The 14,672-nt window shown below is 44.1% G+C and carries 12 protein-coding genes; 6 read left to right on the top strand and 6 right to left on the bottom strand.

Annotation, left to right across the window (positions count from 1 at the left end):
* Nucleotides 1–82 precede the first annotated feature (82 nt).
* Nucleotides 83–973 carry a dienelactone hydrolase family protein gene (locus ACTD55_RS03335; RefSeq protein ID WP_438862983.1) on the top strand — a complete coding sequence of 297 codons (891 nt, stop codon included), beginning with the start codon at nucleotides 83–85 and terminating at the stop codon, nucleotides 971–973.
* Nucleotides 974–1,014: 41 nt separating this feature from the next.
* Here the strand turns inward: ACTD55_RS03335 and ACTD55_RS03330 are convergent, their stop codons facing one another.
* Together ACTD55_RS03330 and dbpA are read right to left on the bottom strand one after the other, a co-directional pair.
* Nucleotides 1,015–2,028: a LacI family DNA-binding transcriptional regulator gene (locus ACTD55_RS03330; protein WP_438862886.1), complete on the bottom strand. Its 1,014-nt coding sequence runs from the start codon at nucleotides 2,026–2,028 to the stop codon at nucleotides 1,015–1,017.
* Nucleotides 2,029–2,143: 115 nt separating this feature from the next.
* Nucleotides 2,144–3,526 (bottom strand): ATP-dependent RNA helicase DbpA, encoded by a 1,383-nt coding sequence (gene dbpA, locus ACTD55_RS03325; RefSeq protein WP_438862885.1) that lies wholly within the window; start codon nucleotides 3,524–3,526, stop codon nucleotides 2,144–2,146.
* A 221-nt stretch (nucleotides 3,527–3,747) separates the two neighbouring features.
* Here dbpA and ACTD55_RS03320 point away from each other — a divergent pair, with 221 nt between their 5' ends.
* Nucleotides 3,748–5,133 carry a Na+/H+ antiporter NhaC family protein gene (locus ACTD55_RS03320; protein ID WP_438862884.1) on the top strand — a complete coding sequence of 462 codons (1,386 nt, stop codon included), beginning with the start codon at nucleotides 3,748–3,750 and terminating at the stop codon, nucleotides 5,131–5,133.
* A 75-nt stretch (nucleotides 5,134–5,208) separates the two neighbouring features.
* Here the strand turns inward: ACTD55_RS03320 and ACTD55_RS03315 are convergent, their stop codons facing one another.
* From ACTD55_RS03315 to ACTD55_RS03300, 4 genes are all read right to left on the bottom strand, one after another.
* Complete coding sequence (locus ACTD55_RS03315) at nucleotides 5,209–6,204, bottom strand: GGDEF domain-containing protein (RefSeq protein ID WP_438862883.1); 996 nt, start codon at nucleotides 6,202–6,204, stop codon at nucleotides 5,209–5,211.
* Between the two features lie 83 nt (nucleotides 6,205–6,287).
* Nucleotides 6,288–7,307 carry a ferrochelatase gene (hemH, locus tag ACTD55_RS03310; protein ID WP_438862882.1) on the bottom strand — a complete coding sequence of 340 codons (1,020 nt, stop codon included), beginning with the start codon at nucleotides 7,305–7,307 and terminating at the stop codon, nucleotides 6,288–6,290.
* 9 nt (nucleotides 7,308–7,316) lie between these two features.
* Nucleotides 7,317–8,039, bottom strand: coding sequence for a YebC/PmpR family DNA-binding transcriptional regulator (locus ACTD55_RS03305; protein ID WP_438862881.1), 723 nt, complete (start codon nucleotides 8,037–8,039; stop codon nucleotides 7,317–7,319).
* A gap of 125 nt (nucleotides 8,040–8,164) precedes the next feature.
* Nucleotides 8,165–8,620: a YaiI/YqxD family protein gene (locus ACTD55_RS03300; protein ID WP_438862880.1), complete on the bottom strand. Its 456-nt coding sequence runs from the start codon at nucleotides 8,618–8,620 to the stop codon at nucleotides 8,165–8,167.
* A gap of 289 nt (nucleotides 8,621–8,909) precedes the next feature.
* Between ACTD55_RS03300 and ACTD55_RS03295 the strand changes: the two genes are divergently transcribed.
* The 4 genes from ACTD55_RS03295 (at nucleotide 8,910) to leuC (ending at nucleotide 14,670) form a co-directional block, all read left to right on the top strand.
* Nucleotides 8,910–10,202: an ammonium transporter gene (locus ACTD55_RS03295; protein ID WP_438862879.1), complete on the top strand. Its 1,293-nt coding sequence runs from the start codon at nucleotides 8,910–8,912 to the stop codon at nucleotides 10,200–10,202.
* Nucleotides 10,203–10,609: 407 nt separating this feature from the next.
* Nucleotides 10,610–12,169 carry a 2-isopropylmalate synthase gene (gene leuA / locus ACTD55_RS03290; RefSeq protein ID WP_438862878.1) on the top strand — a complete coding sequence of 520 codons (1,560 nt, stop codon included), beginning with the start codon at nucleotides 10,610–10,612 and terminating at the stop codon, nucleotides 12,167–12,169.
* Nucleotides 12,170–13,267: a 3-isopropylmalate dehydrogenase gene (gene leuB, locus ACTD55_RS03285; RefSeq protein ID WP_438862877.1), complete on the top strand. Its 1,098-nt coding sequence runs from the start codon at nucleotides 12,170–12,172 to the stop codon at nucleotides 13,265–13,267.
* Nucleotides 13,267–14,670 carry a 3-isopropylmalate dehydratase large subunit gene (gene leuC, locus ACTD55_RS03280; RefSeq protein WP_438862876.1) on the top strand — a complete coding sequence of 468 codons (1,404 nt, stop codon included), beginning with the start codon at nucleotides 13,267–13,269 and terminating at the stop codon, nucleotides 14,668–14,670. The genes leuB and leuC overlap by 1 nt, the downstream gene beginning before the upstream one ends.
* Nucleotides 14,671–14,672: the final 2 nt, after the last annotated feature.

Raw genomic sequence — 14,672 nt, 5'->3', positions numbered from 1 at the left:
CAAATTAAGTTAAATTTGTTAGACCTGAAAGTCATCAAAATAGTCTAGACTGGTAAACGTTACTCCCTAAATTGAGACACTAATCACTATGCCAGCTCATCCGAAAATCCCAGAACAAGCCTTTACCTTATATGATCAATTTGCTCACGGTAGAATTGACCGTCGTTCATTTATTACTGGTCTGGGCAAATTGTCCGTTGGTGCCCTCACCACCAGTATTATGTTGGATGCCTTAATGCCCAACTATGCCCTAGCTGAGCAGGTATCCTTTAACGATCCTGAGATTATTGCCAGTTATCAAGAGTTTGACTCACCAAAAGGGCATGGTAAAGGTCGAGGCTATCGGGTTGAGCCTGCCAAGCTGGATCAACCAGCACCATTAGTTTTAGTTATTCATGAAAATCGCGGACTCAATCCTTATATAAAAGACGTGGCCCGTCGCTTTGCCAAGCAGGGGTTTATCGCGTTAGCGCCAGACGGTTTGTATCCGGTTGGCGGCTATCCGGGTAATGATGAAAAAGGCAAAGAAATGCAACGTTCAATGGATCAAGCCAAGCTTGCCAATGATTTTTTTGCTGCGGCTAAATCACTCAAAAGTGACGCCAAAGGCAATGGTAAATTAGGCGTGATTGGATTTTGTTACGGTGGCGGTATCGTTAATAAAATCGTCACTGAAGCACCCGATTTACCTGACGCGGGTGTGCCATTTTATGGTGCAGCACCGGATTTGGACAAAGTGAAAGATATACAGGCACCATTAATGATTCAAATGGGTGAATTAGATGAGTGGGTCAATGGTATGTGGCCAGACTATGAAACCGCTCTAAAAACGGCAAATAAAGATTATCAGGCATTTATTTATTCCGGTGCCCGCCACGGGTTTCATAATGACTCCACCGCACGCTATGACAAAAGCAATGCAGAGTTAGCCTGGCAGAGAACGATAAGCTTTTTCAGACAACATCTAGTCTAACGACATCGGCCGAAAAATGGCGATGCCGCGATGAATATTGATTAAGGGCGATACGGACCGGTACTGCCCCGTACTTTCAATTCAACCGGTAGTTCGACGTAACGATGCCGAATGGGCTTATGTTCTAATTGGGCTAATAGCAATTCCATGCAATTCTGACCAATTTCAACTAACGGTTGATGCACAGTAGTTAAAGGAGGATTCATGTAGGCGGAGTATTCGGTATCGTCGAATCCCACCACCGACATTTCATCCGGTACTTTAATATTATGATCATGTAAGGCACTCATAGCACCGTAAGCAATATTATCACTAAAACAAAATATGGCTGTGGGTGGCTTTGCCAGTTGAAGCAATTTAGTCGCAGCAAATTTACCGGAAGCAATCATATAATCGCCATTAGTGATCAAATCCGGATCAAATGCGATGCCTGCCTGTTCTAACGCGAGTTTATAACCGGTTAAGCGATCAGTGGAGCTGGGTGCATCCATATTACCGGTAATGGCGCCAATCCTGCGATGCCCTAAACTAATCAAGTGATTCACCGCCATTTTGGCCGCATCCACGTTATTGATCATTACTTGGCAAACATCATCAATATTCAACGGTTCACAGGAGTTAACGATCGGTGGTAGCTGCTCTATCGTCGTACCGGGCTGGACATCAAATGGCAAATGTTGTGAAAACAATATAATGCCGTCTACTTGGCCGGAACGCACCATCGCCGCATAATGCTTTACTTTATCTGCATCGCGCTGGGTATCGCCAAGTAACACCGAGTAGCCGGCTTTCGCGGCTGTATCTTCAATAGAGCGAATAATTCCGGCATTAAATGAGTTGGTAATATCCGGAATAATGACCACAATACTGCCACTTTTCTGAGTGCGCAGACTGGCACCAAAACGATTAGGTGTATAGCCACATTGTTCTATCGCTGCTAAAACTCTTTCACGGGTTTTAGTGGATACAATTTCCGGATTACTTAATGTTCTGGAGACAGTGGCCGGAGATACTCCTGATAATTCCGCGACCAGTTTAATTCCTGATTTTGACAAGACTCAACTCACAATGAAAACGTTATCAACAAATTGTTAATATAACGGAAATAATTTGTAAAAAAAGGCTATTTAGCGATTAATCTTTTGAATTAGCTAAAAATTTATAATGGCATCAATTAAATTTACGCACTTTAAACGATTTACCTTTAATTTTGCCATTACGTAGATGATTCATTACCGGCTTAACGCTGCGTATTTTCACTGCTAGATAAGCATGAAAATCGGTAATATTGATTTTACCAATATCCTCTCCGGGTATACCAGCGTCTTTGGTCAACGCCCCTAGAATATCACCGGCTCGAAGTTTATTTTTCTTACCGCCATCAATACACAGCGTTGTATATTCCGGCGATAGGATACGATTGCGATGAAAAATATGTGCGATAATGCTCTTCCATACCAGTTTTTGCTGCTGGTAATCTTCAATTGCATTAGCACGATTCATTTCTTTAGCACTACACAACGTCAAAGCAAAGCCCACCGCACCGGCTCGACCCGTACGACCGATTCGATGCACATGTACTTCAGGATCCGGAGTAATATGATAGTTAATCACCGCTCCTACATCTTTTATATCCAAGCCGCGCGCTGCCACATCGGTGGCCACCAATACCCTGACACTCTGGTTGGAAAAACGGTACAACACTTGGTTGCGTTCACGTTGTTCAATATCACCGTGTAAGGCCAAGGCAGACACTCCCTCAGCTTGCAAAAAATCAGTAAGTTCTTGAGTTTCTATTTTGGTGTTACAAAAAATAATGGCGGAATTAGGCTGGTAGTGACTCAATAATCGACATACCGCATCGGCACGCTTGTTATCTTCGACTTCATAAAAATATTGTTCAATTTTACTCGCACTGTGAGTGGCTTCCACGGTAATCCATTGGGTATCTTTTTGGATTTCGGCACTCATTTTTTCAATAGCAGGCGGATATGTCGCTGAAAATAATAAGGTTTGTCTATCTGCCGGTACATTTGCAATCACGGCAGCCATTTCTTCTTCAAAGCCCATATCTAACATGCGGTCGGCTTCATCTAAAACTAAACAATTGACCTTATCCAGATTCAGTCTGCGTTTGGACAAATGATCCATGATCCGTCCTGGTGTTCCCACAATAATATGTGCACCATGTTCTAAAGACTGAATTTGCGGTCCAACTGGCGTACCACCGCATAAAGTTAGCACCTTAATATTATGAATAAAACGCGCGACGCGTCGGATTTCAATCGCTACCTGCTCGGCCAACTCACGAGTAGGACACATCACTAACGACTGAATACAAAAGCGCTCAACCTGCAAGCGAGACAACAGCCCAATTGCGAAAGCCACTGTTTTACCACTGCCAGTTTTGGCTTGAGCGGTTACATCTTTACCGGCCAGAATGGGAGGCAAACTCTGCGCCTGAATGTCGGTCATTTCGGTAAAACCCAACGTCGTCAGGTTTTGTTCCAAAGCGGGCAATAGATTAAGGCTGGTAAATTGATTGGATTTCACGGATTATCTTGTGTCTGAATAGAATTGCGGCTAATTCTACCGTTTTGTAGGCAAAACTAATACCATTTCGCATAAATAACTCTCACCCATAAAAAGACTTTTTGAGTAATAATTTATTCATAATAATGGTATAAAGACAGAGTATTTATCTTTGCGGTCAGATTTACTGCCAAGATTACCCCGTCTTCTAAAGAATCTAAAAATAAAAAGGGTCATAAAAAGTGAGTAATTGGTTAACTGTTTTACCGCCAATTTTGGCAATCATCGTTGTGTTTTGGCGTAAGGAAGTCATTCTTGCGTTATTTGTTGCTTTAGCCTCTTCTGAAATATTATTGCTATCTCAAGTAGGAGTAACCTACTACACCCCTCTTAGCGGATTAATCAGCACTCTCGAACGTATAGTCGGCGTATTTTCTTCGGCTGGAAACACCCGTATTTTAATTTTCTCGCTATTGGTAGGCGCGCTGTTAGCCTTTATGCGAGCATCAGGTGGGGTGACCGCTCTGGTCACTAAATTAATTAATGGTGGAATAGCCAATAGCCCGCGAAAAGTGGGGTTATTATCATTTTTTACGGGCGTTGTGGTGTTTATCGAATCCAATTTGAGTGTCCTGACAGCCGGTATATTATCCCGCGGTCTGTTTGACAAATTCAACATGAGCCGAGCTCGACTAGCCTATATTATTGACAGTACCAGTGCACCGATCTGTATCCTTATTTTATTAAATGGTTGGGGCGCTTATATTCTGGCGTTACTAGGTAATTACGAGTTACCCGAGTCCTCAGTTTCTACTCTGATTGGCACTATTCCTCTGAATTTCTACGCCATCATCGCATTGGTATTAGTATTATATACTGTCATCAGTGGTAAAACTTACGGCACTTTGGCCGAAGCAGAAAGAAATCCACAAGCGACTTTAGCTCATACTGAAATCGAACAACCCGCTACCAAAGCGCGTTACATGCTATTGCCGTTAATGACAATGGTATTCAGTATGGTCGGGTTTATGTTCTGGACTGGTAATGGCGAATTAACCAGCGGTGACGGTTCCAAATCGGTGCTGTACGCGACCAGTTTGGCCTGCTTAGTATCCTACGTGTTAATGCGGACCTCAGGCCAGTATCGACATAAACAACTAATTGATATTGGTTTTAAAGGCATGGGCGAACTCCTACCGTTAGTTACTATCGTATTACTATCTCTGGCATTAGGTACCAGCTTGAAAGCCCTCGGTACCGGTAACTTTATTGCTGGACTCGTGGCCGATTCATTACCCTTATTTATTGTACCTGCCATGCTGTTTTTAGCCGGTTCGTTGATCTCTTTTTCTACCGGTACGTCATGGGGTACCTTTGCTATATTAATCCCGATTGGCATGCCATTGGTGGTCAATTTAGGCTTGCCTCCGGAGTTAATTTTGGCAGCGATTTTGGGGGGAGGAGTGTTTGGTGATCACTGCTCACCTATTTCCGATACCACTGCCGTCAGTTCAATTGCCTCAGGCTGTGATTTACTTGAGCATGTGCGCACCCAATTACCTTATGCACTAGTGGGTGGAGTATTAACCTTTATCGCTTATATTGTTGCTGGACTAGTCATGATTTAAGCGCGACAACAGCACATAAAAAACGGCAATCAATATTGCCGTTTTTTATAATTGATTTTAACCATGTCTGTTTTATCACGCTACACAACTCATATTACGGCCTTCTTCTTTAGCCTGGTACATAGCTTTATCTGCCCGTCCAAGCCATTCGTATCCGGTCTCGCCTTGTTGATATTGTGCCGTGCCAAGAGACACGGTAATTTTATTGTGCTCCAGTAAACAGGTCTGTTCGATATCTTTACGTATTTGTTCTGCAAGATTTGCTGCATCGGTCAACTCGGTATTTTCAGTCACGATGACAAACTCTTCTCCGCCAAAACGGAACAAGCCGTCACTGCTGCGTATACGCTGTAAAATCATTTGTACTAACTGGATTAGTATTTTGTCACCGACTCCATGTCCATATTGATCATTGATAGATTTGAACCGGTCCAGATCAAGCAAAATTAAACACACCGGCATTGTGTTACGTTCTTGCAGATTAATAATATTTGCCAGTTTTTCATCTAGCGCCCGGCGATTACCCACACCAGTTAACGGGTCACTGACCGACAATGCCGTTAGCTGATTGTGCTGTTCCCGCGTTTTTGCGGCAAACACAAAACTAAATACTGTGGTAGCAATGGCGGAAATATAAAAAGCGGCGCCAGCGATAAGTTGTGTTTCGCGAAAAATAACCGGCACCAATGAAGCCAGTAATATTAAGGTAAACAACACACCGAGTTTGGGCGTTAAAATGAAAAACAGGGCGACGATAACAGGATAAGTCCAAACCAGTTGTGCACTGCCTTTTAGGTATATAGTGGCAAACAAGACAAACAGGCACAAAGCGGCTAATAGCCAACGTGCGATTCGAATTTGCTTAAACAGATAAACGTAACAAAATAGCCCGGCCATGGCACTAACCGCAAAAATATCTAATATCGCAATCAGCCAATCCATCGACAATAAACGCATAATACAAAAAGGCAGGAGGCAAAGTACGCTGGCAGCACAAAAAGACAGAATGATATATTCTTCAGTACTGCGCTTATGCGCTGCTAGTGATTTATTGGATGACGATGTAATCATGATGAATCAAGCCCTTTTTATTGCCTAATTTATCACCAATATATCCATAACGCATTGACTTGTGCGGTTAAAGAGCAAGGTTATTAATGCCAACCTTGTATATAGCTTAATGCGAGCTTCTTAAGTGATTGAATATGCTCAGGATCTGCATTCAACGCAGGAATATATTGATAATCCGTTCCTCCTGCTTCGAGGAAATAATCCCGATTTTCAATGCCAATTTCTTCGATGGTTTCCAGACAATCTGCCGAAAAACCGGGGCACACCACTTGCACCGATTTGACCCCATCCGCGCCAAGCTGTTTGAGGGTGACATCAGTATAGGGTGTTAACCATTCCTCTCGGCCAAAGCGCGATTGAAACGTGATGAGGTATTGCTGCTCTGATAATCCCAACTTTTGGGCAACCAATGTGGCAGTAGCCAAACATTGTTGTTGGTAAGGGTCACCTTTTTGCACATAGCGAAGTGGAATACCATGAAAAGAAAATAATAACTTTTCTGCCTGACCGTGCTGCTGCCAGTAGTTTTGTATTTTGTTAACTTGCGCCTGTATGTATTCATCAAACTGATAATATTGATTAATAAAGCGCAATTCCGGAAACCAGCGGCGCTTTACAAAACTCGCGGCAATCGCATCAAAAGTGGAGGCATTAGTGGCTGCACAATATTGTGGATACAGAGGTAACACCACTAATTTTCCCACTCCCTGAGCAATCATCTTATCTAATACAGAATCAATTGACGGTGAACCATAACGCATAGCGAAATCGACAACGATATTGTCACCTGCATCTTTATGCATCACTTCACGCAATGCATTACATTGATCACTAGTATGAAATAAAAGGGGTGAGCCTCTATCCGTCCAAACCTCTTGATAAGATTTGGCCGACTTTCCCGGCCGAATCAATAAAATCACCTTGAGAATAAACCACCACAACCAACGAGGCGTCTCGACGACCCGCGGATCAGCCAAAAACTCTTTAAGATAGGACTTAAGAGCTGGTTTTGTCGGGGCATCAGGCGTGCCCAGATTAGTCAGTAAAATGCCGATTTTATCCGATGATTTAGTCAATAATGCCGGGTTATTTTTATATTTCATTAATACGGCTTAATCGGCCATTTCTGCATTGTGATAAACATGTTGTACATCATCACAATCTTCCAACATCGCCAAAAACTTCTCAAAATTAGGCAAGTCTTCTTCACTGATTGTCGTCATCGTTTGTGGCTCGAAAGTAATTTCTTCAGCTTCAAACACAATATCCGGATTGGCTTCTGTCAATGCGGTTTTAACTTTATAAAATTCCGTGTGCGGCGCGTAAACCGTGATCATACCGTCTTCTTGTTCAATATCGGTCACATCTGCATCCGCCATCATCAGCAGTTCCAGGATGGCATCTTCATCATCTCCGGCAAACGTAAAAATGGCCTGATGCTCAAACATATGCGCCACTGAACCTTGTGCGCCAATTTTAGAACCGGTTTTAGTAAAGCAGTTACGCACATCGGTAATAGTTCGGTTGTTGTTGTCGGTCAAACAATCGACGATCACCATACAATTGCCCGGTCCATAACCTTCATACCGCGCAGTGGCATAATCTTCACCACCACCGCCATTGGCTTTTTCAATCGCCCGGTCAATAACATGGGCTGGAACTTGATCTTTCTTGGCTTTATCGATTAAACGACGCAGAGCCAGGTTGCCCACTGGGTCGGTGCCACCGCTTTTAGCGCAGACATAAATTTCTTTACCGTACTTGGAATAAACTTTGGTTTTCGCGCCTTGTGTTTTGGCCATTGAGGCCTTACGAACTTCGAATTTTCTTCCCATTGAATTATGCTCTCATACAACTTTCTACTTGGAATAACTGCTAAATAATGACTTATTGTGCTAGTTAATTTTATTCGGCTAATTCTACCGTTTTAGGCTAGTGGATTGCCAGTCATGATTGCCATTTAGGCTTGGCGTGCTTTTTTTGTTAACCATTTATCCAGTTCATCTGCAAACATTTTACGTTCAGCCTGGCTCAATGCCGGTGGCCCACCCGTATTCACACCGCTAGCACGCATGGTATCCATAAAGTCGCGCATATTTAGACGTACCCGAACATTGCTGGCGGTATATAGTTCCCCTCGGGGGTTTAATGCGAAGCCACCTTTTTCAATCACTTCTGCCGCCAATGGAATATCACTGGTAATAACCAGATCACCACTGTTGAGTCGCTTAACAATTTCGTCATCAGCCACATCAAATCCGGATGCCACCTGAATGGCATTGATATATTTGGACGCAGGCGTACGCACATATTGGTTAGCGACTAAGGTAACGGGGGTTTTGGTTCGTTCCGAGGCACGAAATACAATTTCTTTGATCACCACCGGACAAGCATCAGCATCGACCCATATTTTCATTGATACACCGTTTAGTTGTTCCCTTAGCGAGATACGCAGACTGGCATGGATTCTATCCTGTACACCAAAATTATTCAGTAAAAACCACACAAGGCTAGTTTATTGGTTAATTAGAACAAAATTAATCTTCATAGATAAAAGCAGATTACTCACTCAACATATTCTTGTGCTATCTTTTGGCCCGCTTAAAATCACCGTTGGCTCATCGGCATAGACAGGTTTTACAAGGCTTAACTGGGATAAACCGGACGATTTGCAGCCAATAAAAATAAAATGAATGGAGTGAATAATGAAAGCATTTAATCGCTTTTTCTGCCTGCTGGCAGTTTTTTTACCGGGTATCGCCTTTGCCGATGAATTAAATAGTGGTAACACTGCCTGGATATTAACATCAACCGCATTGGTGTTATTTATGACTCTGCCCGGCCTGTCATTATTTTACGCGGGACTGGTGCGGACCAAAAATGTGTTATCGGTATTAATGCAGTGCTTTGCCATTGCGTGTATGGCATCGTTGGTGTGGTTCATTCTGGGGTATAGTCTGGCATTTGACAGCGGTAACGCCTTTATCGGGGATATCAGTAATGCATTCTTTGCCAATATCGGTAAAGACACCTTATCTGGTGATATACCTGAAAGTTTATTTAGCATTTTCCAAATGACCTTTGCCATGATCACACCGGCTCTAATTGTTGGCGCGTTTGCTGAACGAATGAAGTTTTCGTCGGTGATGATTTTTAGTTTGCTGTGGTTGCTATTGGTCTATATCCCGGTTTGTCACTGGGTATGGGGCGGTGGCTGGTTAGCACAAATGGGCATTCTGGATTTTGCCGGTGGCATTGTGGTGCACATCACTGCCGGGGTAGCCGCTTTGGTAGCTGCACTCATGATTGGTAACCGCCATGGTTTTCCAGATACCGCCATGCCCCCTCACAACATGACCATGACGATGACTGGTGCCGGTATGCTATGGGTAGGCTGGTTCGGATTTAACGGCGGTAGTGCATTAGCCGCCAACGGTGATGCGGCCATGGCAATTTTAGTCACCCATATTTCTGCCGCTGCGGGCTCATTGGCGTGGATGGCGATGGAATGGAAAAAGTTTGGTAAACCCAGTGTATTGGGCATCGTTACCGGAATGGTCGCGGGTTTAGGCAGCATTACTCCTGCATCAGGCTACGTTGGTCCCGCAGGTGCATTATTAATAGGCTTGCTGGCCGGTGTCGTTTGTTTCTATGCAACCCAACTGATTAAGCGAAAATTCAAAATAGATGATTCTCTTGATGTTTTCCCGGTACATGGCGTAGGTGGCATTTTGGGTACCTTGGCAGCTGGAATACTGTCATCTCCGGATTTAGGAATTTTATCCGGTTTTGGTTTCGGAGCCGCTAATGAATCGATAGGACAACAATTTCAGGTCCAGTTTATCGGGGTTATAGCAACCGCCGCATATACGGCGCTGGTGACCTTTATCTTAATTAAAATCACCGGTTATCTGACCAATGGTATTCGCGTTAGTAAAGATACCGAAACTCAAGGTCTGGATCTCATATTACACGAAGAGTCTGGCTATAAATTTTAAGTCGATATAATTGAGTGCAGGTATTGATAAAAGCATATTGCTGTAAATTAATACCTGCTAATTATATAAATATACTCTTTTTTCGCATATTAATTCCAAATAAATATATGCCATCCCGAGTAACAAAGGTTGACGGAGCAACCGATAAAAGCTACTAATACACATATTATTGTATTGAATGCTGAATGAGCGTAATTAATGTACAACAACCTGCTCCTTATCCTACTCCTTATGGCAGCGAGATTGCACGGGTAGGTTGTATTCAATAGCAGGCAACCAAATTTTAAAAACCCGTGCATGGCACGGGTTTTTTTTTGACTTACCATCCGCGCGGTAGGTCGGAAATACAACGAGGATAGTCATACGGACTCCTCTTAACCACTCACCAAAAGAACGAGGGTAACAAAATGAATGATCGTGTTTTAATTTTCGACACTACATTACGGGATGGCGAACAAGCTTTACCGGCTAGTCTGACGATAAAAGAAAAACTACAGATCGCTCTGGCTCTCGAACGTTTGGGTGTGGATATAATCGAAGCGGGTTTTCCGGTGTCATCACCCGGTGATTTTCAATCTGTACAAGAGATTGCCCGACAGATCAAAAATGCAACGGTATGCGGCTTATCGCGAGCAATGATAAAAGATATTGATGCCTGTGGTGAGGCATTAAAAGTCGCCGATCATTTCCGTATTCATACCTTTATTGCCACCTCCGAAATCCATGTAGGTGCCAAATTACGTAAATCGCAGGATGAAGTATTAGATATGGCCATTGGCGCAATTAAGCATGCCAGACGCTATACCGATGACGTGGAGTTTTCCTGTGAAGATGCCGGTCGCACCAATATCGATTATTTATGCCGCATGGTGGAATCAGCGATTAACGCCGGTGCCACCACGGTAAATATCCCGGACACAGTGGGATATACCATTCCTACTGAATTTGGCGGCATTATTCAGAATCTGTTTAACCGCGTACCTAATATCGATAAAGCAGTAATATCGGTGCATTGCCACAATGATTTAGGCTTGGCAGTCGCCAATTCATTGAGTGCAGTTCAACAAGGCGCTCGTCAAATTGAATGTACTATCAACGGGTTAGGTGAACGGGCCGGTAACTGTTCACTGGAAGAAGTGGCGATGATTATCCAGACCCGCCAAGCCATGTTGGGGGTGCAAACCGGAATTAATAGTCAGGAAATTTCCCGCACCTCAAAACTGGTCAGTCAATTATGCAATATGCCGGTCCAAGCCAATAAAGCCATTGTCGGGGCTAATGCATTCAGCCATTCGTCCGGCATTCATCAAGATGGTGTACTGAAATCGCAGAATACCTATGAGATCATGACCCCGGAAAGTGTCGGAATTAATAAAAACAACCTGAATTTAACCTCCCGTTCTGGCCGTCATGTCATTAAACACCGCATGCATGAGTTGGGTTATCAGGAATCCGATTATGATTTGGATGCACTGTACGACAGCTTTTTAACCTTGGCCGATAAAAAAGGTCAGGTGTTTGATTACGATCTGGAAGCATTAGTGTTTTTTGATCAACAAAAACACCAACAAGCTCATTATGCCTTGGGGTACTTACACGCCAATTCAGGAAAAAGCATTGTGCCAACGGCCACGGTACAAATAAAAATGGGCGATAAGCAAGCTACCGAAACCGCCATTGGTAATGGTCCGGTTGATGCTGCTTACAACGCCATTATCAAAGCCACCGGTATTGATGGTCTGGATATCGTTGATTTCAAGCTAGATTCAAAAGGTGAAGGTGCCGATGCACTGGCGCAAGTGAGCGTAGTGGCCGAATACAAAGGCCGACGTTTTAACGGTATTGGTCTGGCCACTGATATTGTTGAATCAGGGGTAAAAGCCCTGATATACGTGTTAAATAATACCCACATGGCCGATCAGATTGATCAGCATAAACAACAGCAACAAAAGATAGTTGGAATTTAGATGTCAAACTACAACATAGCCGTATTGGCAGGAGATGGAATTGGCCCGGAAGTAATGGCTCAGGCAATTCGGGTACTGGATACGGTAAGTGAAAAATTTAATCTTACGTTTAACCTAACTCACCATGATGTAGGTGGTATTGCCATCGACAATCATGGTCAAGCATTACCTCCGTCAACCTTACAAGGTTGCGAGCAAGCCGATGCGATTTTGTTTGGCTCCATTGGTGGCCCCAAGTGGGACAGTCTGCCACTGGAACAACGTCCAGAACGGGCAGCGCTGTTAACTCTGCGCGGTCATTTTGATTTATTTGGTAATCTACGCCCGGCCAAAATTTATCCGGGCATGGAAGCGTTGTCACCACTGCGGGCCGATATTGCCGCCAGTGGGTTCGATGTACTGGTAGTGCGGGAACTCACCAGTGGCATTTATTTTGGCCAACCTAAAGGCACCGAGGGTGACGGAGAAGAGCAATTCGCTTTTGATACCATGCGTTATTCTCGTCGTGAAATTCGTCGCATTGCCATTCAGGCCTTTGAAGCGGCTCAGTTGCGCCGTAAAAAAGTCACCTCGGTGGACAAAGCCAATGTGCTGGTGTGCAGTCGTTTATGGCGTGAAGTAGTAGAAGAAGTGGCTAAAGATTATCCTGAAGTCACGTTGGAACATATTTATATTGATAACGCTACCATGCAGTTAATCCGTCATCCATCCGACTTTGACGTGATGCTTTGCTCCAACTTATTTGGCGATATTATCAGTGACGAATGTGCGATTATTACCGGATCGATGGGATTGCTACCTTCAGCCAGTATTAATCAGGATGGTTTTGGTATGTACGAGCCAGCGGGTGGTTCAGCACCGGACATTGCCGGTCAAGGTATTGCCAATCCGATAGCACAAATATTGTCTGCGGCAATGTTATTACGTTTTAGCCTGCAACAAAACGACGCCGCAGATGCCATTGAAAGTGCCGTGCTAAAAACCTTGGAAGATGGCGTATTAAGTGCTGAATTACTTAGCCAAGATAAGCGTCATCAAGCCAAAAGCACCGCTGAGATCGGTGATTACATTATTAAACTTATTCAAGGTACCCACTAATGGCTAAAAATTTATATGACAAAGTCTGGGATGCTCATTTGGTGCATCAGGATGGAGACGATTGCTTAATTTATATCGATCGTCATTTAATCCATGAGGTAACCTCTCCCCAAGCATTTGCTGGATTAAAAGAAAAAAACCGCAAAGTCCGTCGTCCGGATAAAACTTTTGCCACCATGGATCACAGTATCTCGACCCGTTCATTGGCGATTGATGCCTGTGGCCCGACTAACGCACTGCAATTACGCACCTTGGCCGAGAATTGTGAAGAAAATGGTATTCAGCTTTATCCGATTGGCCACCAAAAACAAGGCATTGTGCATGTTATCGGTCCTGAATTAGGTCTGATTTTACCGGGCATGACAGTAGTCTGTGGTGATTCCCATACCGCAACACATGGTGCTTTTGGTGCCTTGGCATTCGGTATCGGTACTTCACAAGTCGAACATGTTTTTGCCAGCCAAACGCTGAAGCAAGGCAAGGCTAAAAGCATGAAAGTGCTGGTCGATGGTGAGTTAGGTTTAGGCGTCACCGCTAAAGATATTATTTTGGCAATTATCGGCAAAATTGGTCATGCGGGTGCCACAGGCCATGTGATTGAGTATTGCGGTTCGGCCATCGAAGCCTTATCGATGGAAGAACGTATGACCATCTGTAACATGACTATCGAAGCCGGTGCCAAAGCAGGCTTGATTGCCCCGGACCAAACCACTCTGGATTATTTACAGGGTAGAGAATTTGCTCCTAAAGGCGCTGATTGGGATGCGGCTTGTGAATATTGGTTAAGCCTTCATTCTGACGCTGATGCCAGTTTTGATACGGTCGTCGAATTACCCGCAGACTCAATCAAACCACAAGTCACTTGGGGCACTAATCCAGGTCAGGTAGTGGCAGTAGATGAACCTGTTCCATCACCAGACAGTATGCCAAATGAAGTCGACCAAACGTCTTGCATCAATGCGCTGAAATATATGGGCTTAAATGCCGGCCAAAAGTTGTCCGATGTAAAAATTAATCATGTCTTTATTGGCTCATGTACCAACAGCCGAATTGAAGATTTACGCGCGGCTGCGCACGTCGCCAAATTAGGCAAAGTCAATCAAGCAGTAACCGCTATCGTGGTGCCCGGTTCGGCGCAGGTCAAGCAACAAGCCGAAAGTGAAGGTTTGGATAAGATCTTTATTGATGCTGGCTTTGAATGGCGCTTACCCGGTTGCTCCATGTGTCTGGGAATGAACGACGATATTCTGCAGTCAGGTGATCGCTGTGCATCCACCAGTAATCGCAACTTTGAAGGCCGTCAAGGGCGTGGCGCTCGCACTCATTTAGTGAGTCCCGCAATGGCAGCCGCCGCCGCATTACATGGACACTTTGTTGATGTCCGCCAGTTAAAAGGAGCCTAATC

It is taken from the genome of Neptunicella sp., from assembly GCF_048268085.1.
Lineage (GTDB): Bacteria > Pseudomonadota > Gammaproteobacteria > Enterobacterales > Alteromonadaceae > Neptunicella.
This window is presented reverse-complemented; position numbering and strand designations above follow the sequence as displayed.